Source organism: Pseudactinotalea terrae (genome assembly GCF_009733845.1).
In the GTDB taxonomy this organism is placed as follows: domain Bacteria; phylum Actinomycetota; class Actinomycetes; order Actinomycetales; family Beutenbergiaceae; genus Pseudactinotalea; species Pseudactinotalea terrae.
Map to the genome: position 1 here is coordinate 342494 of NZ_WNXZ01000001.1, position 22281 is coordinate 364774.

Annotated in this window: 17 protein-coding genes and 1 pseudogene; 14 read left to right on the top strand and 4 right to left on the bottom strand. The window is 69.9% G+C overall.

Features of this window, described 5'->3' with window-relative positions:
• Positions 1–45 precede the first annotated feature (45 nt).
• The 10 genes from GPA03_RS01595 (at position 46) to GPA03_RS01640 (ending at position 17326) form a co-directional block, all read left to right on the top strand.
• Entirely contained in the window at positions 46–3048 is a 3003-nt protein-coding gene (locus tag GPA03_RS01595) for a DUF5722 domain-containing protein (protein ID WP_156250252.1), read from the top strand.
• A gap of 49 nt (positions 3049–3097) precedes the next feature.
• On the top strand, positions 3098–3964 hold the full coding sequence (locus tag GPA03_RS01600) for an amidohydrolase family protein (protein ID WP_156250253.1): 867 nt from the start codon (positions 3098–3100) through the stop codon (positions 3962–3964).
• A 34-nt stretch (positions 3965–3998) separates the two neighbouring features.
• The gene (locus tag GPA03_RS01605; RefSeq protein ID WP_156250254.1) at positions 3999–7157 is read left to right on the top strand and encodes a family 78 glycoside hydrolase catalytic domain; all 3159 of its coding nucleotides are present in this window, start codon (positions 3999–4001) and stop codon (positions 7155–7157) included.
• A 14-nt stretch (positions 7158–7171) separates the two neighbouring features.
• Positions 7172–8371 carry a cytochrome P450 gene (locus GPA03_RS01610; protein WP_162458223.1) on the top strand — a complete coding sequence of 400 codons (1200 nt, stop codon included), beginning with the start codon at positions 7172–7174 and terminating at the stop codon, positions 8369–8371.
• A gap of 884 nt (positions 8372–9255) precedes the next feature.
• The gene (locus tag GPA03_RS01615) at positions 9256–10209 is read left to right on the top strand and encodes an ABC transporter ATP-binding protein (RefSeq protein WP_156250256.1); all 954 of its coding nucleotides are present in this window, start codon (positions 9256–9258) and stop codon (positions 10207–10209) included.
• Positions 10206–11861 carry an ABC transporter permease gene (locus GPA03_RS01620; protein WP_156250257.1) on the top strand — a complete coding sequence of 552 codons (1656 nt, stop codon included), beginning with the start codon at positions 10206–10208 and terminating at the stop codon, positions 11859–11861. Before GPA03_RS01615 ends, GPA03_RS01620 begins: the two co-directional genes overlap by 4 nt.
• Before the next feature lie 214 nt (positions 11862–12075).
• Positions 12076–12849, top strand: coding sequence for an SDR family NAD(P)-dependent oxidoreductase (locus GPA03_RS01625; protein ID WP_156250258.1), 774 nt, complete (start codon positions 12076–12078; stop codon positions 12847–12849).
• A 57-nt stretch (positions 12850–12906) separates the two neighbouring features.
• The gene (locus GPA03_RS01630; RefSeq protein ID WP_156250259.1) at positions 12907–13482 is read left to right on the top strand and encodes a hypothetical protein; all 576 of its coding nucleotides are present in this window, start codon (positions 12907–12909) and stop codon (positions 13480–13482) included.
• Positions 13483–13628: 146 nt separating this feature from the next.
• Positions 13629–16373: an ATP-binding protein gene (locus GPA03_RS01635; protein ID WP_241681031.1), complete on the top strand. Its 2745-nt coding sequence runs from the start codon at positions 13629–13631 to the stop codon at positions 16371–16373.
• Positions 16374–16423: 50 nt separating this feature from the next.
• Positions 16424–17326 carry an NAD-dependent epimerase/dehydratase family protein gene (locus GPA03_RS01640; protein WP_241681032.1) on the top strand — a complete coding sequence of 301 codons (903 nt, stop codon included), beginning with the start codon at positions 16424–16426 and terminating at the stop codon, positions 17324–17326.
• Positions 17327–17343: 17 nt separating this feature from the next.
• Here GPA03_RS01640 and GPA03_RS01645 read toward each other — a convergent pair whose 3' ends face one another.
• From GPA03_RS01645 to GPA03_RS01660, 4 genes are all read right to left on the bottom strand, one after another.
• Complete coding sequence (locus GPA03_RS01645) at positions 17344–17802, bottom strand: SRPBCC family protein (RefSeq protein WP_156250260.1); 459 nt, start codon at positions 17800–17802, stop codon at positions 17344–17346.
• 128 nt (positions 17803–17930) lie between these two features.
• Complete coding sequence (locus GPA03_RS01650) at positions 17931–18551, bottom strand: dihydrofolate reductase family protein (RefSeq protein WP_156250261.1); 621 nt, start codon at positions 18549–18551, stop codon at positions 17931–17933.
• Positions 18548–19039, bottom strand: a complete 492-nt coding sequence (locus GPA03_RS01655) for an SRPBCC domain-containing protein (RefSeq protein ID WP_156250262.1) — start codon at positions 19037–19039, stop codon at positions 18548–18550. Before GPA03_RS01655 ends, GPA03_RS01650 begins: the two co-directional genes overlap by 4 nt.
• A complete protein-coding gene (locus GPA03_RS01660; protein ID WP_156250263.1) occupies positions 19036–19368 on the bottom strand; it encodes an ArsR/SmtB family transcription factor in 333 nt (110 codons plus the stop codon). The genes GPA03_RS01655 and GPA03_RS01660 overlap by 4 nt, the downstream gene beginning before the upstream one ends.
• A 181-nt stretch (positions 19369–19549) precedes the next feature.
• Here GPA03_RS01660 and GPA03_RS01665 point away from each other — a divergent pair, with 181 nt between their 5' ends.
• The 4 genes and pseudogenes from GPA03_RS01665 to GPA03_RS22750 all read left to right on the top strand — a co-directional run.
• Positions 19550–20596: an iron-containing redox enzyme family protein gene (locus GPA03_RS01665; RefSeq protein ID WP_241681033.1), complete on the top strand. Its 1047-nt coding sequence runs from the start codon at positions 19550–19552 to the stop codon at positions 20594–20596.
• Positions 20593–20793, top strand: coding sequence for a CDGSH iron-sulfur domain-containing protein (locus GPA03_RS01670; protein WP_156250264.1), 201 nt, complete (start codon positions 20593–20595; stop codon positions 20791–20793). Before GPA03_RS01665 ends, GPA03_RS01670 begins: the two co-directional genes overlap by 4 nt.
• Positions 20794–20891: 98 nt before the next feature.
• The gene (locus GPA03_RS01675; protein WP_156250265.1) at positions 20892–22031 is read left to right on the top strand and encodes an NAD(P)-binding domain-containing protein; all 1140 of its coding nucleotides are present in this window, start codon (positions 20892–20894) and stop codon (positions 22029–22031) included.
• Positions 22032–22045: 14 nt separating this feature from the next.
• Positions 22046–22162: pseudogene (locus tag GPA03_RS22750) on the top strand (GNAT family N-acetyltransferase); the annotation flags it as partial.
• Positions 22163–22281: the final 119 nt, after the last annotated feature.

Sequence of the window (22281 nt, forward strand, 5' to 3'; positions counted from 1 at the left end):
CTTCCCCCCGCACGCACTGTAGAAACCCCTCAACCGGAGGTATCCGTGTCGCACCACCCAGGCGGACTACGACGTCCGCGCACATTCCTGGCCGTCCTGCAGGCGGTCGCGCTGATCCTGACGCTCGGGTGGGTCGCCGGAGGCCCGGCGATGGCGGACAGCCATCCGACCGACGTCGTCGACGGCGTCAGCGGCGTCACAGCCCGCGATGACGTCATCGAGGTGTCCGGTCATGCCCCGGCCGGCGCTGAGGTCGAGGTGTACGCGCTCGGTACCGAGGCCGATCCGGCGTCGTGGCCCGAGCTCGAACCGGTCGCCACCGTGACCGCCGACGACGCCGGCACCTTCGGCGCATCGCTCCCATGGGACGCGGAGTCGGGGCTGTACTACGCCAAGTACCTGGCGGTGTCGGACGGGCAGGTGCTGGGCACCTTCCGCTACGTCGACGACAACCAGGTCACCCCGCTGCAGGACTTCGCTTACCCGGAGGCGCTGAGCAAGAAGGGCCTGCAGGTCCAGATGACCGATGACGCCGAGGTGATCGGCAACCAGCACGCGGGAATCAACATGCCGTTGGACCAGCTCATGCAGCTGGAGGACGAGGGCCCCGAGAACACCATCACCTTCGTCTCACAGGGTCGCGAGTTCTACTTCGACCGCCAGGCCGTGGAGGCGTCCGACCGGCAGATCAAGCCGCTGTCGGACAACGACCAGATCGTCAACCTCATCCTGCTGGTGTACGCCAGCGACGACCCGAACTCGGCGGCGCAGGTGCTGATCCACCCTGACGCCGACTTCAGCGGGGGACCGGTGTTCGGCTTCAACACCGAAACTGCCGAGGGCGTGGCGCACTACACCGCGGCTATGGAGTTCATCACCCAGCGTTACACCATGGCCGACGAGCGGTACGGCCGGGCGGTCGGCTTCATCGTCAGCAACGAGGTCGACGCGCAGTGGACCTGGAGCAACATGGGCGACAAGCCGCTCGAGGAGTTCCTGATGTACTACGAGCGAGCGATGCGCATCACCCACATGGCCGCCCAGGCCGCGTATGGGGGCGCGCGCACCTACACCTCGCTCACGCACTGCTGGACGATCGTCTGTGGGGCCAACCCGGACCCCGAGAACCCGACCCGCTACTACCCGGTGCGCGACGTCGTCGACGGCCTCAATGCACTGACCAAGGCGCATGGCGACTACGGCTGGTACCTGGCGCACCACCCCTACCCGGAGAACCTGTTCGACCCGGCGTTCTGGGAAGACACGACCGCGACGGACGACGTCGAGACGACCCCGCGCATCACGTTCAAGAACATCGAGCTGCTGCCGGCCTACCTCGCACGCCCCGAGCTGTTGTTCGAGGGTGAGTCGCGCCGAGTGATCCTGTCCGAGCAGGGCTGCAACACCGCCAACAACAGCGAGGAGGCGCAGCTGCTGCAGGCGGCCTGCTATGCCCTGGCGTATTACAAGGTGCGGTTCTTGGACAGCATCGACAACTTCATCCTGCACAGGCACGTCGACCACAAGATCGAGGGCGGCCTGCGGCTGGGGCTGTGGACCTGGGACGAGGACCGACCCGAACCGTCCTCTCCCGACGAGCGCAAGATCATCCACGAGGTGTTCCAGTACATCGATACCGAGCGGTCCCTGGAGGTAACCGAGTCGCTGCTGGACGTCATCGGCATCGACGACTGGTCCGAGCTGGTGCCCGGGTGGGACCCCACCGCGCTCGCTCAGCGACCGCTGCCTACGGCAGTGGGGGCTTCCACCACGGCGCGGCCGAAGGGTGAGACCACCACGGTCGCCGACTTCGCCGACGGTACCGACGGCTGGCGGATCTCCGACAACGTCACCTCGGTGACGGCGGCCGACGGCGACCTCGTGGTTGGGTTCGACTCACTGGCTTCGCTGTGGCGTGGCACCGATGTCGAGCTCACCACCCCGCTCGACGCAACCGACCAGCCGGTGCTCACCACCCAGTTGCAGGTCCCCGCCGACGCCGCCATCGGGACCCGATACGCCCGCATCAAGGTGTACTCAGGCAGCGGCGGTGTCATCGCCGAAGGCACCGCGCGGCTGGCGGACGGGGGCGGCACACAACGGGTCTCGATCGACTTGACAGGCTGGGACGGGCTGGAGGAGATCACCCGGATCAAGATCTGGGTGAGCGGCTCCACCAACGCCGACTGGGCGGGCGAGCTGCGCGTCGGCGATATCCACCTCGCTGAACGGCTGGCTGGTACCGGGCGCACCACGAACATCCAGGTGAGCGCCGCCGCCCCCCAGGGCTCGGACGTCGGCGCACCGCTGGAGCTCACCGTCACCAACAACGACCTCCGGCCGGCGGAGGCCGACCTGGTAGTCCAGCCGTGCCTGGGCATCGGCGCCGATCCCGACGCCGTTGAGCTGGATGGGCTCGGCACCGGGCAGACCCGGACCTACACCCTCGCCATCGAGACCTGGGAGCCTGCCGACCCGCAGGCCCCTACCGTCTGCCTGCAGATCCAAGGCGAACGGTTCCAGGTCCCGGTGTCGGTGCCACCACCGACGGCGGAGTCGGTCTACGACTTCGACGACGGCACCACCCAGGGCTGGCAGGCCGGGCAGAACGTCATGTCGGTCAGGGCCGCGACGAGCTTCCTCAACGGTCCCGGCGGCCCACAGGACGGCAGCCACGTGCTCGCAGCCGAGGCAGAGGTCGGCCCGGCGACCGACCTCAAGTCGGTCGTCGTGGAACCGGACGTCCCCCTCGACCTCAGCGACGCCGTCGAGGTCGTCGTGTTCCTCGACTCCTACGGCGGTGCTCCGGGCGCAACCGGCTACGAGGCGACGTTCACGCTGACGTCCGGCGAGGACGAGCTCACGGTGACGCAGCCGTACTCACCGGACAGCTGGAACGAGCTCGTGCTCGACGTCTCCGGCTGGGAGGGGCGGGCGTCGATCGACCGGATCGAGGTCGGCATGCGGGCGGTCGGCACCGACTTCGCGACCTGGAATCCGCAGTTCCAGATCGACTCGGTCGGCTACTACGACCGGCCTCGTTCGTGACTCGTGCGGATGCTCGGGCCGGGGCCACGTCCCGGCCCGGGCGCAGCCGATGATCGCCGACAGCCACTGCCACGCCTGGCGGGTCTGGCCGTACGACCGGCGCGTCCCCGACCCCGAGCACCGCGGGACGGTCGATGCCTTGCTGTGGCAGATGGATACGCACGGCGTCGCCCACGCGGCGGTGGTGTGCGCCCGCATCGGCGGCGGCAACGACGGCGCCGGGTTCGCCAACGCCGACAACAACGCCTATGTCGTCGATGCGGCACGCCGGTACCCCCACCGCCTCACCGCCTGGGTCGATGTCGACAGCATGTGGCGGGCTGAGCACCACACGCCCGGGGCGGCGCGCCGGGTGGCCGACGTTCTGGAGGAGACCGGCGCGCCGGGGGTGACCCACTACGTCCGGCCTGAAAACGACGGCTGGTTCCGCAGCGAGGACGGGCACGCGTTCGTGGCGGAGATCGCGGCACGGGGAGCGGTGCTGTCGTTGGCGGCCGGGGCGGCCTGGCTGCCCGACGTGGTCGAGATCGCGCGGCGGCACCCGTCGCTGGTGGTCCTGCTGCACCACCTCGGGCTGCCGCGCCAGGGGCGCCACCGCGAGCAGGACGTGAACGCTGTGCTCACGTGCGCCGAGGTGCCGAACATCGGCGTCAAGGCGTCCGGATTCCACTACAACGACGAGCCTGCGTGGGGCTACCCGTACCCAGCCGCCCAGCAGCTGTTCCAACGGCTACTGGATGGGTTCGGCCCGTGCCGCCTGCTCTGGGGCTCGGACTTCCCCGCCTCCCGCGACCTGCTGACCTACCGGCAGTCGATCGAGGTGGTCCGCGCGCATGCGGGACTGTCGACCGACGAGCTCGACCTCGTCATGGGCGGCAACCTCGACCGGTTGCTCCGCACTGGCTCGCTGACCTGACGCCCGATCCGGTTCGAGAAGGAGAGTCGTCGGCATGGCTGACATCCTGCATGGCGTGGTTGCCGGCGATGAAGTCATCACCTCCACGGCTGATCCGACCTCGAGCCGGCCGCACTGGCTGAGGGTGGACGGTCGGCCGTCCGGAAAGCCGGCGTCGGGCTCGCGCTGGGTCCCGACGGCGGCCGACCGGCGACCGCGACTAAGCTGGACCGTCCCCCTGCGCCGCGAATGCCAAGGCCAGACCGGCTATCAGCTGCAGGTCGAGTCCGCCCCGCGAGCGGGTCGGACCACGACGATCCTCGACACCGGTGTGGTGGAGGGCCGTGATCCCTGGCACCATCTCGTCCGGCCCCTTGACGCCCTCAGCAGCTACCGGTGGCGGGTCAGGGTGCGGGATGAGGAGCAGTGCTGGACGCCGTGGTCGGGGTATGCGCCTCTGGAGTGCGGTCCTTGGTGCTACACGGACTGGCAGGCGGATTGGATCACGGTGCCACCGCTGCGTCAGATGCGGATCCCGATCACGCTCGAACAGCCGGTCGAGCGAGCCCGACTGCATCTGACTGCCCAGGGCCTGGTCCGCGCCAGCTTCGACGGGGTCGCGATCAACGGCCACGCGGTCGACCCGTCCCGCACCGACATCGCCCGGGCTCTCTATCGCACCTACGACGTGACCGACCTGTGCACTCCTGGCGAGCACGTGCTCGACCTCACCCTGGCCCGAGGCGCCTGGGCGATCACCGATCTCCCCCCTCGCGTGCTCGCCACCTGCGTCGTGGAGCTGCCCGACGGCACCATCCGACACTTCGGCACGCGGGCGGCGATGGCCACCGCCCCCAGCGCCGTCGTCGTGGAGCAGCCCTTCTACCTGGAGCGGCACGACCTACGGGTCAGCGACCCATTCGTTCACGCCGGTGAGGCCACCGCGATCACGCCGGTGAGCTGCCCTTCGAGCCCGGCCTCGCCGCCCCTGGACGTCGCTCCGGACCCGGGCCCACCGGTGCACGCCACGTCGACGGTGGTGCCCAATCTGCTCGGTGACGAGGGGGGACGCCGCGTCTACGACGTCGGGCTGAACATCGCCGGACGGGTTCGCCTCAGGATTCTCGACGCCTGCCCGGCCGGCACCGAGATCCGGCTGGTCCACGGTGAGCATCTCGGCGCTGACGGTGCTGTGGACACCGTCAACCTGACGCTCCCGCACGATCGCGGCCGTACCCGCCAGGTGCTCGAGTTCGTTCTGGCCGGCGTTGGGGACGAGGTGTGCGAGGCCTGGTTCAGCTATGCCGGGTTCCGATACGTCGAGATCACCGGTCTGCCGCCGGCCACAAGGATCGAGCTGACCGCCGACACGCTGCACAGCGACCTGGCTCCGACCGGCACGGTGGAGACCGACTCGGCCGTCGTCGAGCGCCTCGTCGACTACGGGCGGCGGACCCTGCTCAACAACGTGCACGGCATCCCCGAGGACTGTCCCACCCGGGAGCAGGCCGGCTGGACCGGAGACACCGCCTCGGCCACCGAGTTCGAGCTGTCCGCCTTCGACGCCGAGGGATTCTTCACCAAGTGGCTCGGCGACCTGCGCACCAGCCAGCTGGACGACGGCGCCATCCCCGCCATCGCCCCCAATCTGTCGCCGAAGGCCACACCGCCGGACCCGGTCTGGGGCGCCGCGCTGCAGCGGGTGCTGTTGGGGCACTGGCTGCAGTACGGCGACCGGCGGGTACTGGACGCCAACCTGCCGGCGTTGCGGCGCTGGACCGACTGGCTCCTCGGCTGCATCGGACCGGATGGCATCGTCGACGGCGCGCCGATCAGCTACGGCCACGACTGGCTCGGGCTCCAGCAGACCCCTCCGGAGCTCCACCAAACCGGTGCCGCGATCGACGCACTGGACGTCCTGGCGAAGCTGGAAGCCGAGGTCGGGTCTCCGGACGCCGCCCGACGCGCCCAGGACCGGGCCGAAGCCCTGCGGACGGCGGCGCGGGCTGCATTCGTCGACCCGGACCGCCGCGTCGTCGGGAACGGGTCGCAGGGCTCGCTGGCCGTCGCCCTAGAAGCCGGTCTGCTCACCGACGACGAGCGGGCGTGGGCCGTCGCGGACTTGGTCGCCGCGATCCGCGGCCGTGGCAATCGGGTCAGCTCCGGTTTCGCCACGACCCGGACCGTCGTCCGGGCTCTCGCCCACGCCCGGCAGGACCAGGTGGTGTTCGACGTCCTCACCCAGCCTGCGGAGCCCGGCGTAGGGGCGATGATCGCCTCCGACATGGGCACCTTCTGGGAGTGCTGGTGGATCGACCCTGCCAACACGGGTACCGGCTCGCTGGACCACGTAGGCCTCGGAGGTCCGTTCGCCGGCTGGGTGTGGCAGTTCCTGGCCGGTGTGCAACCGCTCAGCGCGGGCTTCGGCCGGTTCCTGGTCGACCCGCATCCGGTGAGTGGGGTGAAGCGGCTCAGCGCCCGGATCGCCACCGTGCGTGGCGACATCGACCTGGCGTGGCAGCGCGACGGCGAGGCGCTCGAGGTCGAGCTGACCGTCCCGGTCTCGGCCACCGCGGTGCTGCCAACGCCGGATGGTCCGGTCGAACTGTCTGCGGGCGTGCACCGACTCCGGGTGCCGCGACCAGTGACGACCAGCCGACCGGCCCTGACGCAGCCAGCATGGTCGCCGCCAGCATGGGCGAGCCAGGCTGCCTACGTCGACACCGCCCCGCTTCTGGACACCACCACTGCCCACCAGATGACATCGACGGACGGCGCCAGGATCGAGGTGCTTCCCGACGGCCTGCGGTGCATGCCGGTGCCGCACGAGCAGGAGCCCGGCCCGGTGGTTCGGATCACCGGTGCCGCCGGCACGTCGCGGGCCATGGCGAGCCTGGAGCTTGACGCCGACCTGGAGTCCGCCACCTTCGCCTATGCCCGGGTCGACACCTGTCTGCCCACCACCCGGCGACCGGTGCGGGCGGTGCTGCGGCTGCACGCCGCCGACGGCAGCGTCCGTTGTGGCACCGCACGTCTCTGGCCGGCGGGATGGAGCCGTGTCGCTGTCGACATCCAAGACTGGCCAGGGAGATCCCGAATCGTCCGCATCGAGGTGGGCGTCGAGGTCAACGAGGACACCGACCCGATCGACGACCACCCAGCGGCAGTCCACGTCGGCACATTCGGCGTCAGCACCGCGCGCAGAACCTGGTGACAATGATGCACACGATGACAGGCTGCCCTTTCGGACACGACCAGAGCACGCTCCCGGGCGACTCGACGCCAACGCGGCCCTCGCCACGGTTCGCCACGTGGCGCGAGGAGGCCGCTCTCGTGCCGTTGCACTACCGCGACGGTCACGAGGGTGTGCTCGTCACCCGGTACGACGAGGCCAAGGCGGTGCTGACCGATCCGCGGTTCAGTCAGCAGCCGCAGCGGATGCCGTGCGCGGACGCGCCGATCGAGGCGGGCGTGCCGCCCGGCCCGTTGGACGAGGCGGGTCTGCTCGCCGATCGCAGCGGCAACATCCTCGGCTTCGACGGCGCACCGCACGTGCGCTTGCGCCGCGCGGTGACGCGGCGCTTCTCGGGGCGGTCGGCACGGACGCACCGACCTCGGATCGCCGCGATCGTCGCCGAGCAGCTCGAAGTCCTGATCGACGCCGGTCCCGGTGCCGACCTCCTGGCGCTGTACGCCGAGCCGATCTCGATACGCGTCCACGCGCTGGTCCTGGGGGTGGCCGACCACCTGCTCGACCGTTATGCGCAGGACTACGTGCACGGGGCACCGCTCCAGCAGCAGCACGACCTGTTGCGGGAGGCGGTGGCCCACCGCCGGGAGGACCCGGGCGAGGACGTGATCAGCGATCTGCTCGCCAACGACGACCTGACGGACGCCGAGGTCGAGGGGCTCCTGCACATGCTGAGCATGTCGGGTCGCGACACCGTCGCGTACATGATCTCGACAGGCACAGTCGCCCTGCTCGAGGACCCCGAGCAGTACCGCCTGCTCACCCAGGACCCCGAAATGGTGCCGGCCGCCGTCGAGGAGATCGTGCGGTTCTGCACGATGTTCCTGACGGTGTTCCCACGCACCGCGACCGAGGCGGTCACGATCGGAGACGTGACTGTCGAGTCCGGGACCACGGTCTCGGTCTCGGCGGTCTCCGCGAACCGTGACGAGCGACGCTTCCCCGACCCGGACAGGCTCGACGTCCTCCGTGACGCGCGCGGCCATCTCGCTTTCGGAGATGGGCCGCACGGCTGCGTCGGTCAGCAGCTCGCCCGCGTCGAGCTCGACGAGGCGTTCCGGGCGCTGGTCACCCGGCTGCCCGGGATGCGACTGGTCTCGACCGAGTACCACCGGCCCACACCGTTGGCGAACCCGGTGGCCACCTACGCAGCTCGGCCGGTCCTCGTCAGCTGGTGAGCGAAGCCGTGGCCGTTGGGGCCCGCCGCCCGTGACCGCTCCGGGCGCGAACATCTCGAGCTGGCGCAACCGGCACCCACGATCCGGCACGAACCGCAACGCGGGGACCTCGCGCACCGGTCCCCGGGTGCGGAACACTCCGGTCTGGCCGACCCGCTCGAACACTTCGTCGTCGCCGTCGTCGAGCACGCGCCACTCCGCGCCGACACGCGCTTCCAGGCCGACATCTCGCCGTTGTTCCCGTCGCCCGGATACCCCTGGCCGAGGTCGGACCCGACGAAGAGCCGGTCCGTCCTAGTTCGGACCAGCGCGCGGGGTGGCGTCATACTGTGAGCGACCGCGTTCGACTGGCCCTCCCGACGCTGGCACATTACTGGCACAGGTCAATCGGTCATGCATCGTGCCTGGTCAGAGCCATGCGGGCGAGCATCCCCTTAGCTCCACAACCAGAAGGACCAGGGCACGTTTTTCGCCCTGGTCCTTTGCGTTGAAAGGGTCAGTGATTCGAGGAGGAGCGAGGCACGAGCGACGGAGTCCCCTTAGCTCCACGGATGTGAGGACCCCGTCGGACCGTTGGTCTGGCGGGGTCTTTGCTCACAGTTGTGGAGGCGTTGCAGCTCGTACCCGTACCGCCGAGCGGGGGGTGCCGTGACCACGGCGCTGGTGACCACTGTCGTTCGCGCTGTCCACGGAGCTGCCTCGGCCCCCACGTTCGAACCACGCTTCCCTCTGCCGAGCCCAGGCCGCCGGGACGAATGACCCTGGTCATGAGTGCGTCGGTGGAGCACGGTTGAGATGCGACACCGGGGGAGTTCCCGGTCACGGCACACGCCGGGTCGCGGGTGGCGGGCCCGACCCGTCACGGCTGATGAGGAGGCGCGCCGATGCCTGCAGTATCGGTCGATGGCCTGCGCAAGACCTACGGGCCGGTCGTGGCCGTCGACGACCTGTCCTTCACGATCGGGGCGGGCGAGATATTCGCCCTGCTGGGACCCAACGGCGCCGGCAAGACGACCACGGTCGAGATCCTGGAAGGGCACCGCCGCCGCTCGAGCGGGAGCGTCGACGTGCTCGGCTTCGACCCCCAGACAGGTGGCAGGGCGTTCCGCGAGCGGATCGGAATCGTGCTGCAGGAGGCGGGCTTCGACGACACCTTCACCGTCGCCGAGCTGGTGCGACTCTACGGAGGCCTCTACCCTCGCCGGCTGGACCCAGACGTGGCCATCGACCGCGTCGGGCTCACCGACAAGGCGCGCGCACGGGTCAAGACCCTCTCCGGTGGGCAGCGGCGTCGACTGGACCTCGCCCTCGGACTGGTGGGTGACCCGGAGCTGCTCTTCCTCGACGAGCCCACCACCGGCTTCGACCCTTCCGCCCGCCGCCGGGCCTGGGAGCTGATCCAGGGGCTACGGGAAACGGGCAAGACCGTGCTCCTGACGACGCACTATCTCGACGAGGCCGAGCACCTGGCCGACCGTGTGGCCGTCATCGTCCATGGGCGCCTGGTCGCGCTCGGCACCACGGCCGAGCTGGCGGCCCAGCACAGCGGCGCAGTGGTCTCCTTCCGGCTGCCGGCCAACGCTGCGGTCACGGACCTCCCAGCGCTCGGCGGCACCCTGGTCCCGGAGGGTGCTGGATGGCAGCTCGCGACCGCCGCCCCCACCGCAGCCCTTCACACGCTCACCGCCTGGGCACTCGAACGAGGCATGGAACTGCCGTCGTTGACCGTGCATCGGCCCACCCTCGAGGACGTCTACCTCTCCCTCGTGGGCGCTGACAGCCACGCGCCGGCGGACAGGTCTGACGACGCGCGAGTCGAAGGGGGGCGGGCGCGATGAGCGACGTGTCGCTGGCCGGTCGGCCGGGGACGGTAGGTCTGGTCGCGCGCCAGGCCCGTTACGCCGCCACGGACTTCTGGAGAGCCCGGGTGGTGGCCTTGCTGAGCCTCCTTGTCCCGGTCGTCTGGCTCGTGATGATCGGTGCGATCGCGGGAAACGAGGTCCTCGACCCGACGACGGACCTGCGCGTCATGCAGTTCGCCACCCCGACGGCGCTGGTCATGGGGGTGCTGTACGCGACGCTTCCCACGATGGCCATCACGCTGACCAACGCCAGGGAGACGGGCGTGCTGAAGCGCCTGCGTGGCACCCCCTTGCCCATGTCCATCTACCTGAGCGGGCGCATGCTCGGCGCCTTGGGATTCGCAGTCCTCGCGGTGGCGGTCGCCCTTGCGCTCGCCGTGGTCGCCTACGACGTCCAGATCCTCTGGCGAACCGCTGTCGCGAGCGTCGCCACTGTTCTGCTGGCCGCCGTGTGCTTCCTGTCGCTTGGCCTCGGCCTGTCGGCACTATGCCGCTCGGCGGTCGTCGCTGAGGGCGTATCGATCGGCGCGGTCGTCGTCACCTCCTTCATCTCAGGCCTGTTCACCATCGGCGGCGCGCTGCCCGATCCCGTCACCCGGCTGGCCGAGGTCCTGCCCGTCAAGCCCCTCACCGACGCGCTGCAGGAGCAGTTCAGCCCGCACCTCGCCGGCGACGGCTGGGACCTGGGGGTGCTGGGCATCCTGCTGGCATGGACGGCCGTGGGTGCCGCCGTCGCGGTCTGGGGCCTACGAACAGAAGAGTCCTCGCGGACGGGTCGCCACGGAGCGCCGGTGGGGCGGCCGGCTAGTCGTCCAGCCGGCGCCCGGCGAGCCTCGGCAGCCAGTGCTCTCATCACCCACGCACAGCCACGCGTCGTCGAGGTGGTCATCGCACAGGCGGCCGCGGCGCTCAAGCAGGTGTGGCGTGACCCAGGGTCGGTGTTCTTCGCCGTCGTCCTGCCGCTCGGGCTGTTCGCCCTGATGGCAACCGTCTACTCCGACGGCGGTCCGGTCATCGGCGGGGTGCCCTTCATCACTCACCTGGCCGCAGGAATGATCACGTGGGGGGTTGCGGTGACAGCGTTCATGAATGTCCCCGAGACCGTTGTGCGGGCCCGCGACCGTGGCGTGCTGAAGCGCCTTCGCGGAACCCCGCTGGCACCTGCCCAGTACGTCGTCGGTCGGGTGGCAGGAGGGGCGGTGCTGGGTGTTGTCGTCACTGCCCTGGTGCTGGGTCTGGGCGTGGTGGCCTACGGCATGCGACCCTCGGCCGTCGAGGTGCTCATGGCGCTCGGCCTGCTGCTGCTCGGCACCGTGACCCTGGCCGCGTGCGGGTTCCTGATCGCAGCCGCGGTCGGCAACGCCCGCTCGTTCGGCGCTGTCTCCCTCACGGTCCTGCTACCCCTGTCATTCCTGTCGGACATCTTCACCATCGGCGCGCCGGAATGGATGAGCACCGTCGGAATGGTGTTCCCCCTCAAGCACCTGCAGAACGCGCTCGCCGACGTCCTGGGAGGGGCCGCGAGCTCGGGCACCTGGCTGCACATAGCCGTCTTGGCCGCATGGGCGATCGTGGCCGGCGCACTGGCGCTGCGCTACTTCCGCTGGCACGTCACGGAATCAGGCTGAGGGCAGTCGGCGAGGCCCAGGTCAATGACGTCTCGGTGTCCGGGCAACTACGTAGCGCGGCATCACCAGTGATTGTCACCGACGCGAAGGGCTCACCCGGTGCAGCACTCTTCAAGCCATGGGCAGGGCGCCCGCCCAGCGCTTCCGAGCCAAGGTTTCGGCGGTATGTCGCCTTTCTCGAGCGCTCTCACGCAGCTAGACGGAAGGCTCAACCATGACGACGCCGAGACAGCGAGTCGCCATCATCACCGGCGCGGGAAGCGCAGCGGGAATCGGCTTCGCGGCAGCCCGACTTCTCGGCGCCGGCGGAAGTCCTGTGGTGATCACGTCGACGACGGATCGCATCTTCGAGCGGGTCGCAGAGCTACGCGCCGCGGGTGTTCGAGCCGAGGGGGTGGTCGCCGACCTCACTCATCCTGCCGATGCGGCCACCGTCGTGGGGTGCGCGTCGGACTCGTTCGGCGGCGTGGACATCCTCGTCAACAACGCCGGGATGACCTCCGTGTCCGGCTCGTACGCGTCGGGTGCGGTCGACACGCTGTCCCTGGACGCCTGGAATGCCTCGCTCGATCGAAACCTGACCACGTCGTTCTTGATGATCCGCGCGGTGGCGGACCTCATGCAGGTGGCCGGGTACGGCCGCATCGTCAACGTCTCATCGGTGTCGGGACCGGTCGCCGCTTATGCGGGTGACGTCGGCTATCACGCGGCGAAGGCCGGCGTCGTCGGACTGACCCGGGCCACGGCGATCGACATGGCTGCGGCGGGCATCACGGTGAACGCCGTCGCACCGGGGTGGATCGACACCGCGTCCGCCTCCGACTACGAGCGGGTCTTGGGCGCGGCCACACCCGTGGGCCGGTCCGGCACTGCCGACGAGGTGGCGCATGCGATCGGGTTCCTCGCTGGTGAGGGCGCGTCCTACATCACCGGTCAGCTCATCACCGTCGACGGAGCGAACTCCATCAGCGAAGCGCGCGGGCGTTGACCCCCGACCGATGAAGCGCGCGTCATCGCGGACGCGCTCGAGAAGAAGGTGACGATCATGCGTGAGGTGACAGACGAAGTTCTGCTCGGCCTCGCAGGCATCGCGGCGACCCTCGTCGGCACGTTCATCGTTGCCGTGTTCTTCTATCTCGATTCCGTGCTGCATCGATCGCGCGGCGCCGCGCGCAGCGCGCCGGACCAGTACATGCGGGCCGGTGCCCGGTGGGTACTCATCGCCTACAGCCTGCCCCTTGTCGTCCCTCTCGCGCTGGTGGGTGCGGAGCCCGTGTGGGCGCGCGTCGCGTTCGTGACATTCGCAGCGGCACTCGTGGTCGCCACCGTCGACACCACCCGTCGTGTCCTGAAGAAGGGTGCGACCAGAAGGTCGCCCGCGCTGGCCGCGAACGAGGCCTTCACCTCGTTCGCGGTGGTGGCCCTGGTCGTGCTGCCGTGGACGCTGGGCGGCTCGACCCCGTCGGCGAGCGACTACCTCCCGTCTCTCCTTCTTGCCCTCGCCATCGGCTTCACCAGCACAGCGACGGTCATCATGTCGGTCTTCGATGCCGAGCGAACGCCGGTGCCTGCTCCGGAGGCCCCGGTGTCGTCGCGACCCTCCTCCACTCGCGGGCCGTGACCAGCAACGGATCGGTCGAGGTGGAAGGGCCGGTGTTCTCGCTGCTCGTGCCCTTGGATGCGGGGGAGCTGGGTCTGGCGCGTGAGGCGCGCATCGGAGAGAATCGGCCCGTTCGCCGGTACCGACCCGGGGGAGGAAGCCAGCCAGTGAACCTCTTGGGCCGACGCACCGAGCGCGAGATGGTCGAGCACCTGCTCGCCGGGGCGCGAACCGGACGCAGCGGGGTGCTCGTGGTGCGCGGGGAAGCGGGCATCGGGAAGACCGCGGTGCTGGAGCATGCCCAGCGAACCGCAACTTCGGCGGGGCACCGGGTCGTGCTCGTGGCCGGGGTGGAGTCCGAGACGCACCTCGCTTTCGCTGGCCTGCACCAGCTCTGCGCACCCCTGCTCGCTGGTGCTGAGTCCTTGCCCGAACCGCAGCAGGCAGCTCTGGGCGTGGCGTTCGGGTTGCACGGCGGTGCGACGCCGGACAGGTTCTTGGTCGGACTGGCGACCCTCAACCTGCTGGCCGAGACCGCCGAGGCCGGGCCGCTGGTGTGTCTCGTCGACGATGCTCAGTGGCTGGACCCGGCGTCCGCGCAGATCCTGGCGTTCGTGGCGCGGCGGTTGGCAGCCGAACGAGTCGCGCTGGTGTTCTCGGTGCGCGACGACGCCGAGAGCGAGTCGGACGCGCTCGCGGGGTTGCCGGAGATTCGCCTGGATCGGCTCGGCGACGCGGACGCGCACGACCTGCTGGCGGCAGCGGTCCGCACTCCGCTCGATGACGGAGTGCGCGACCGGATCGTCGCCGAGGCACGGGGCAACCCGTTGGCGCTGCTGGAGCTGCCACGAAGCGCGCAGCTGGCCGGTGGGTTCGAGCTGCCCGACGCTGTCACCTTGCCGCGTCGCATCGAGACGAGCTTTCAGCGCCGCTCAGGCGGTCTGCCGCCAGAGACGCAGCTGCTGTTGGTGCTGGCCGCGGCCGAGCCGACCGGGGATGTAGAGCTGTTGTGGCGGGCAGGCGAGCAGCTGGGCATCGCCGCCGACGCTGCGGCGGCTGCCGAAGCGGCTGGACTTCTGGAGATCGACCATCAGGTGCGGTTCTCTCATCCGTTGGTGCGCTCGGCGGTCTATCGAGCCGCCACATCACCGGACCGTCGCCGGGCACACCGCGCTCTTGCCGAGGCAACCGACCCGCGACGCGACCCTGATCGGTGTGCGTGGCACAGCGCGCAAGCGGTGCTCGGGGTCGATGAGGAGGCAGCCGCCGAGCTCGAGCGCTCGGCCGGCCGAGCGCAGGCCCGCGGCGGGGCGGCCGCAGGAGCGGCGTTCCTGCAGCGCGCAGCCGAGCTGACTCCGGATCCGGCCCTGCGCGCACGCCGGGCGTTGAACGCCGCGCAAGCCAAGTACGCGGCAGGTGCGTCCGAGGCCGCCTTGGAGCTGTTGACGGTCGCCACGGCCGGACCTCCGGACCCCCTGCACGATGCCCGCGTCGAACTGCTTCGCGCCCAGATCGCCTTCCACCTCACCCGCGGCAACGACGTGGCGGAGATGCTCCTCGATGCGGCGAGAAAGCTCGCCCCGCTGGACGCCGCGCTGGCCCGCGAGACCTACCTGCACGCCCTCGACGCCGCCATCATCACCGGCCGTCGGGACTCCCGCCTTGGCGTGCACGAGGTAGCCGAGGCGGCCCGGGCCGCACCGCCCCCGCCCGGGACGCCGGCGCCGTGGGACCTCTTGCTCGACGGCCTCGTGACGACGTTCACCGAGGGATACGAGGTGGGCGTTCCCGGGCTGCGTCGCGCGCTGGCGGCGTTCCGCGATCGCGGGCTACGCGCCGGGACTGCGAACGACGGCGAAGATCGCCGCTGGCTGTGGCATGCCAGCCGGACCGCGACGGCGCTCTTCGACGACGAGGCCGTCCACACGCTGGCCGCCCTTCATGTGCGGCTCGCCCGTGCAGCAGGCGCGCTGGTCACGCTGCCCGCCGCGCTCCTGTTCCAATCCGTTGCGCTGACGCTCAGCGGTGAGCTCGACAGTGCGGCTGAGCTAGCCGCCGAGCAGGCCGGGATCGAAGGTGCGACCCGGGCCGTCCCGTTGCTCCACTCCCAGCTCATCCTGGCTGCTTGGCGTGGCAGTCCGGACGAGGTCACCAGGATCCATGCGGCCATCGTCCGAGAGGCTGCTGCGCGGGGGCATGGCACCGAGATCTCTCTCGCGCAGTACGCGCTGGCGGTTCTGCACAACGGCATGGGCAGATACGACGCCGCGCAGGAGGCCGCCGCGCGGGCATGCGAGTCCGACGAGCTGAATCACAGCAACCTGGCGCTGCCTGAGCTCGTCGAAGCGGCGTGGCGTGCCGGTGAACCGGAGCGTGCACACGCGGCGTTGGAACAGCTGAGCTCGCGAGCAGACGCCAGCGGTACCCCATGGGCGCTCGGGCTGGCGGCCTGCTCGCGAGCCCTGACCAGCCCTGGTCCCGCCGCCGAGGACAGCTACCGCGAGGCGATCGAGCACCTCCAGGGCTCCCGGATGGCCGTCTACCTCGCCCGCACCCACCTCGTGTACGGCGAGTGGCTACGCCGGGACGGACGTCGCCAGGACGCCCGCGAACAGCTCCGCACCGCCCATCGGATGCTCTCGGACATGGGCGTGCGGGCCTTCGCCGAGCGCGGTGCCCGCGAGCTGCGCGCCACTGGCGAGCACCCACACAGCCGCAGCGCCCGGCCCACTGACGCCCTCACCGCGCAAGAGCTCCACATCGCGCGACTCGTGGCGACCGGTGCAACCTCCCGGGAAGTCGGTGCGCAGCTGTTCCTCAGCCACCGCACGATCGAAGCTCACCTCCGGAACATCTTCCGCAAGCTCGGGATCACCTCCCGCCGACAGCTCAAGGACGTCCGGCTCCCCTGACCGGCGAGACAACTCTGAGACAGGTCGAGGACGTGGACTAGATTCGTGCGATGGCCCGTCATCCGGGCGGTCCGACGGTGGACGGGGTTGTCATGGCGCGGGTAGTGGTCACAGGCGGAGCCGGGAAGCTAGGACGTGCGTGCGTCCGAGACCTGGTCGATCACGGCTGGGACGTCGTCGTGTTCGACCGCGCCCGGCCGGAGTCACCGACAGCCGGGGTGACCTACCTTCCGGTCGATCTCACCGACTACGGCCAGGTGATCGACGCGATGCTCGGCGTGGAGGAGCGGTACCACCAGGTCGACGCGCTGGTGCACCTCGCCGCCGTGCCAGCCCCCGGGCTGGTGCCGGATCACCACACCTTCTCCAACAACATGCTCAGCAGCTGGAACGTGATCAGCGCGGCGCGCCGGGCGGGCGTGCTCAACATCGTCTGGGCGTCGAGCGAGACCGTGCTCGGGCTGCCTTTCGACGTGCCGCCGCCCTACGCACCGGTCGACGAGGAGTATCCGCCGCGACCCAACTCGACCTACTCGCTCGTCAAGACGCTGGAGGAGCGGATGGCGGTGGAGCTCTGCCGGTGGGATCCCGAGCTGAAGATGATCGGGCTCCGCTTCTCCAACGTCATGGAGCCGGCGGACTACCAGCGGTTCCCCGCCTTCGACGACGACCCACGGCTACGCAAGTGGAACCTGTGGGGCTACATCGACGCTCGTGACGGCGCGCAGGCGGTCCGGCTCGCCCTCGCCTCGGACCTGACCGGTACCGAGGTGTTCATCGTGGCCAACGCGGACACGGTGATGAGGCGCTCCAGCGCATCCCTGCTCGCCGAGGTGTTTCCCGACGTCGAGGTGCGCGGCGAGCTCGGTGAGCACGAGACGCTGCTCTCGATCGACAAGGCCCGGCGGATGCTCGGTTTCGACCCCCAGCACAGCTGGCGCGACGAGGTCTGACCGGGCCGGGTACGGGATCAGGGTGTCTGGACGTCTCCGCGCCACGCGCCGGACTCGTGACCACGCTCCTCGATGAGCTCCTTGAAGCGTTCGAGGTCGCGCTCCACCTGACGGTCGTCGACGTTGACCGCTGAGCCGACCTTCTCCACGATGCCGGACGGCTGCCAGTCGATCTGGACCATCACACGGGTGCTGCTCTCGGCCAGCCGGTGGAACGTGACCACACCGGCGTGCTGGGTGTCGCCGCCGATGCTGCGCCATGCGACGCGCTCATCCGGGTGCTGCTCGGTGATCTCGGCATCGAACTCGCGCTCCACGCCGGCGATGTCCGTGACCCAGTGCAGGTGGGTGTCATCGACCTGGGTGATCGACTCGACACCGCCCATGAACTGCGGGAAGGTCTCGAACTGTGTCCACTGGTTGTACGCGGTGGACACAGGGACATCGACGTCGATGGACTTCTGAACTTGACTCATCGTCACTCCTTCGTTCCGTGCGTGCTGTGTGCGCGCCTGAGCGTCGCGGTGCTCCGGCGTCTACCGGTACCCGATCCCTGGCGTGAGCATGCAGCCGTGGTGGGGACAAGCGAGCACACCGGCGTGAATCAGGCGAGGTCGGCGACTCCGGCGTAGTCGCCTCGTGGTGCCGGCCCGGTGGTCTCGTAGTCGAGGAGCAGCAGCCCGGTGCCGGTGGCGCGGTGGGACACGAGGCGCAGGCCGACGTCGTCCGGCTCGGAGAGGAGCCGCCGACCCCGCCCGATGACGCAGGGTGCGACGACGAGCCGGAGGGTGTCGACCAAGGCTGCGGCCAGCAGGGTCGAGGCCAGCCGAGCGCTCCCGTGCACCTGGAGCTCGCGGCCGGGTCGGCGCTTGAGCTGCTCGACCGCCGTCACGGCCTCGCCGCCCAGCAGCGTCGTCGGGCTCCACAGGCCGGTGGTGAGCGTGCTGCTCACGACGTACTTGGGCAGGCCGTTCATCCGGGCCGTGAACGGGTCGGGCTCGGAGATCTGGGGCCAGTCCCGGCCGAACGCCTCATAGGTGCGACGCCCGAGCAGCAGCCCGTCGGCCAGATCCAGCCAGGCCGAGGCCTGTGCGATGAAGGTGTCGTCGATGTAGGGCACCAGCCAACCGCCGCGATCGAAGCCGTCGCTGGTGTCCTCGTCCGCCGAGCCCGGTCCCTGGCTGACGCCGTCGAGCGTGATGAACTGGGTGACGGCGAGCTTCATGCTGCAGCCCCGTTCTCGACGAGCGTGGCCAGCGCCCGGGTCACCGAGCCCCAGCCGTCGAAGAAGCCGAGGGTCTCGTGGTGCTCGCGTGCCGACGGATCGCCATGACGCACCACCACTCGGTAGTCGGTGCCGTCCGGGTGTTCCCCGAGCACGACCTCGGCCGTCATCGCGACTGGAGCGGGCGTCGCGGGTCGCCAGCCGCTCGAGATCGCATTGGTGAACACGATCCGGCGCTCCTCCTCGACGACGAGGAAGATGCCATCGGTGTGCGGGACGAAGTCCCGCCCGTTCTCGCTCATGAACGTGACGAAGCCTCCTCCAGGTCGCACATCGAGCTCCTCGATCCGCGCGGTCGTCGGAGCGGGGACCCACCACCGCTGCAGGAGTGCCGGGTCGGTCCAGGCGCGCCAGATGCTGTGGCGCGGTGCGCGGATGACGCGCTCGACCGTGAGGTCGAGCGCAGGGTCGTAGCTCGGTCGGGTCATGGGTTCTCCTCCTTGGTGACGACGTTCTCGAGACGATCGGTACGGGCCTCCCAGACGCTGCGCTGCTCGGCGAGCCAGTCGTCGAGCAGCGCCAGTCGGTCTCGGTTGAGGGTGCAGGTGCGCACCCGTCCGGACTTCTGCGTGCGGATCAGTCCGCTGGACTCGAGCACCCGGACGTGCTTCATGAAGGACGGCAGCGTCATCGGGAACGGGCGCGCGAGCTCGCCGATGCGCTTCGGACCCCGCCCCAGGGCCTGGACCACGTGCCGGCGGGTGGGATCGGCAAGCGCGACGAGCACGCCGTCGAGGTCCGCCGAATAGTTAGCCACAAGGCAAAGTATTCCCGAACGCTTGGCGATAGCGCAAGCGGGATCCCAACACGCTCATCACTGACGCACCCACCAGTTTCAGCCGAGCTGTTTGAGCAGGTGGCTGCCCGGGTACTGAAGGGCATCGGCGCACCTGCCGGGTTGCCGGCTCCGGTGCTTTCCTTCGTGATCGGAGACGTGCTTGTCCCTGGATGTCCGCCCCGCAGCGCTGGCCGCCCCCTTTCGTCCACGGGGACCCCTGAGCGAGGCCGTCCTCGCGAGGCTGACAGGTCAGCCCGGTCAGCCGGGCGACGCCGGTCTCGCCGCCCTGGCCGACCGCGCCCTGACCGAGACCGTCGACGTCGTGAGGGATGACGACGTCCAGCTCGCGCTGTTCGCGCTGTTCGCATCGTCGTACGGCTCGTTCGACCAGTTCGAGGCGGATCTCGAGTGGGATGGCGAGCTGATCGGTGCCCGGCGTCAGCTGGAGGCCGATTTCGAGCAAGCACTCCGGGCCGCCGTCCAGGTGCCCGCGTTGCCGACGTCGACGACCGACGCCGTCGCGCGGGCCTTGTTCGCGCTCACGGCGCAGGAGGGTGGGCCGAGCCTGTCGCGGTACCTGGCGAAGCGAGCGACACGTGAGCAGGTGCTCGAGCTCCTCGTGCAGCGTTCGGTCTACACGTTGCGCGAGGCCGACCCGCACTCCTGGGCGATCCCGCGGCTGCACGGGCGGGCCAAGGCGGCGCTGGTCGAGATCCAGGCGGACGAGTACGGCGGCGGCCGGCCCGATCGCGTGCACGCGGCGATCTTCGCTGCCTCGATGCGGGGCGCTGGGCTCGACGACAGCTACGGCTCCTACGTCGACGTCGTCCCGGCGCTGACCTTGGCCTCCCACAACATGATGTCGATGTTCGGTCTGAACCGGAGGCTGATCGGAGCGATCGTGGGCCATCTCGCCGCGTTCGAGATGACCTCCTCCATCCCGAACCGCCTCTACGGGGACGGGTTTCGCCGTCTCGGGTTCGGCGAGGACGTCACCGACTACTTCGACGAGCATGTCGAGGCCGACGCCGTTCACGAGCAGATCGCGGCCCACGACCTCGCCGGCGCTCTCGCAGAGGATCGGCCAGACCTGCTGCCCGACATCATGTTCGGCGCCGCGGCATGCGTCACGATCGACGGATGGGTGGCGCAGCAGATGCTCGATGCCTGGCATGACGGCGGCACGTCGCTGCGGGTGCCGGTATGAGCGAGCAACGTCCCACGATCACGCCGTACCCCGACGGCCCGCTCCTGGTACGCGGCGACATCGATCTGCGGACCGCCGACGGCGAGCCGATCGAGCGCAGGCGACGCACGGTCGCGCTGTGCCGCTGCGGGCTCTCCACGATCAAGCCGTTCTGCGACGGCACGCACAAGGCGGCGGGGTTCCGTACCGACGACTGAGGTCGACTCGCACGCCGCAGGCCCTGGGTCCGGGAATGTCGCGTCACGGTGGACGTTGTGCTGGGTAGCCATGTTGCCGAGAACGACGACGGAGATCGATGAGCACCGACCACGAGCGTGATCGGGCCGCCTCCGTGGTGGTGATCGGAGCGGGACAGGCCGGCCTCTCGGCCGGTTACCACCTGCGACGGCTCGGGTTCGAGGCGGCGGCGGGGGAGGGCGCGGGGGCCGGGCGGACGTTCGTGATCCTTGACGCCGAGGCGGCTCCCGGGGGCGCGTGGCAGCATCGGTGGGAGTCCTTGCGCATGGGCACCGTCAACGGGATCTTCGACCTCCCGGGCTTCCCGAAGCCACCGATCGACGCGCGGGAGCCGAGCCGGATCGCCGTCCCGCGCTACTTCGCTGCATTCGAGGAGCACACCGGTCTGCCGATCCGGCGCCCCGTCGCCGTCACCTCGGTGATGCCTGTCGACGAGCGGCCGCAGAGCGCCCTGGTCGTGACGTCCACCGCCGGTACCTGGCGCACGCGCGCGATCATCAACGCCACCGGCACGTGGGACAACCCCGTGCTGCCGCGCTTTCCGGGCCACGAGACCTTTCGGGGCCGTCAGCTGCACACGCGCGACTACCTGAGTGCGAACGAGCTCGCCGGGCAGCGGGTGGCGATCGTGGGTGGCGGGATCTCGGCGATCCAGCAGCTCGAGGAGATCTCGCGCGTCGCCACCACCTTGTGGTACACCCGCCGTGAGCCGATCTTCCGCGAGGACGGCTTCCGGTCCGAGGTCGAGGGTCGCGAGACCATCCGCCGGGTGGTCGCCGACGTCGAGGCGGGCAACCCCACCGGGAGCGTGGTCTCGTACACCCAGCTCGCCTGGTCGCCGTACGCCGTCGCGGCGCGCGATCGAGGTGCGCTCGTGCGCCGTACGATGTTCACCGCGATCGAGCCCGACGGCGTCCGCGAGCCGGACGGCAGCCTCACCTCCCTCGACGCGATCCTCTGGGCGACCGGCTTCAAGCCCGCCCTCACACACCTCGACGGTCTCCACCTCCGCAACGAGCGTGGGGGCATCGCGCTGCGCGGCACCCAGGTAGCGCAGGATCCGCGCGTGCACCTCATCGGCTTCGGCCCGTCGCAGTCGACCGTCGGTGCCAACCGGGCAGGGCGCGCCGCCGTCACGGCGGTCGCCCGCTGGCTCGGATCCGCGAGCGAGGAACGGGTGGTGGCTGTCAGCGCCTGAATCGGCTCGTGCGCGGCGAGCGCGTCGATCTGACGATGGCGTCTGTGGGTACCCGCGCACAGTTCGAGCGCGCCGGTTTCGTCAAGGCCTCCGACACCGCCTCGGTCATCGACGGGTTCCCGAGGTGCTGATGCGCACGCTCCTGCCGGCCGAGGCAGACGCGGCCTGAGAACCGGGCGTGAGACCGACGTCGGTGGCTCGCGGCGATCGCGCGCATTGTTCCAACGGTCACCGATGCGTCACGTCTCGT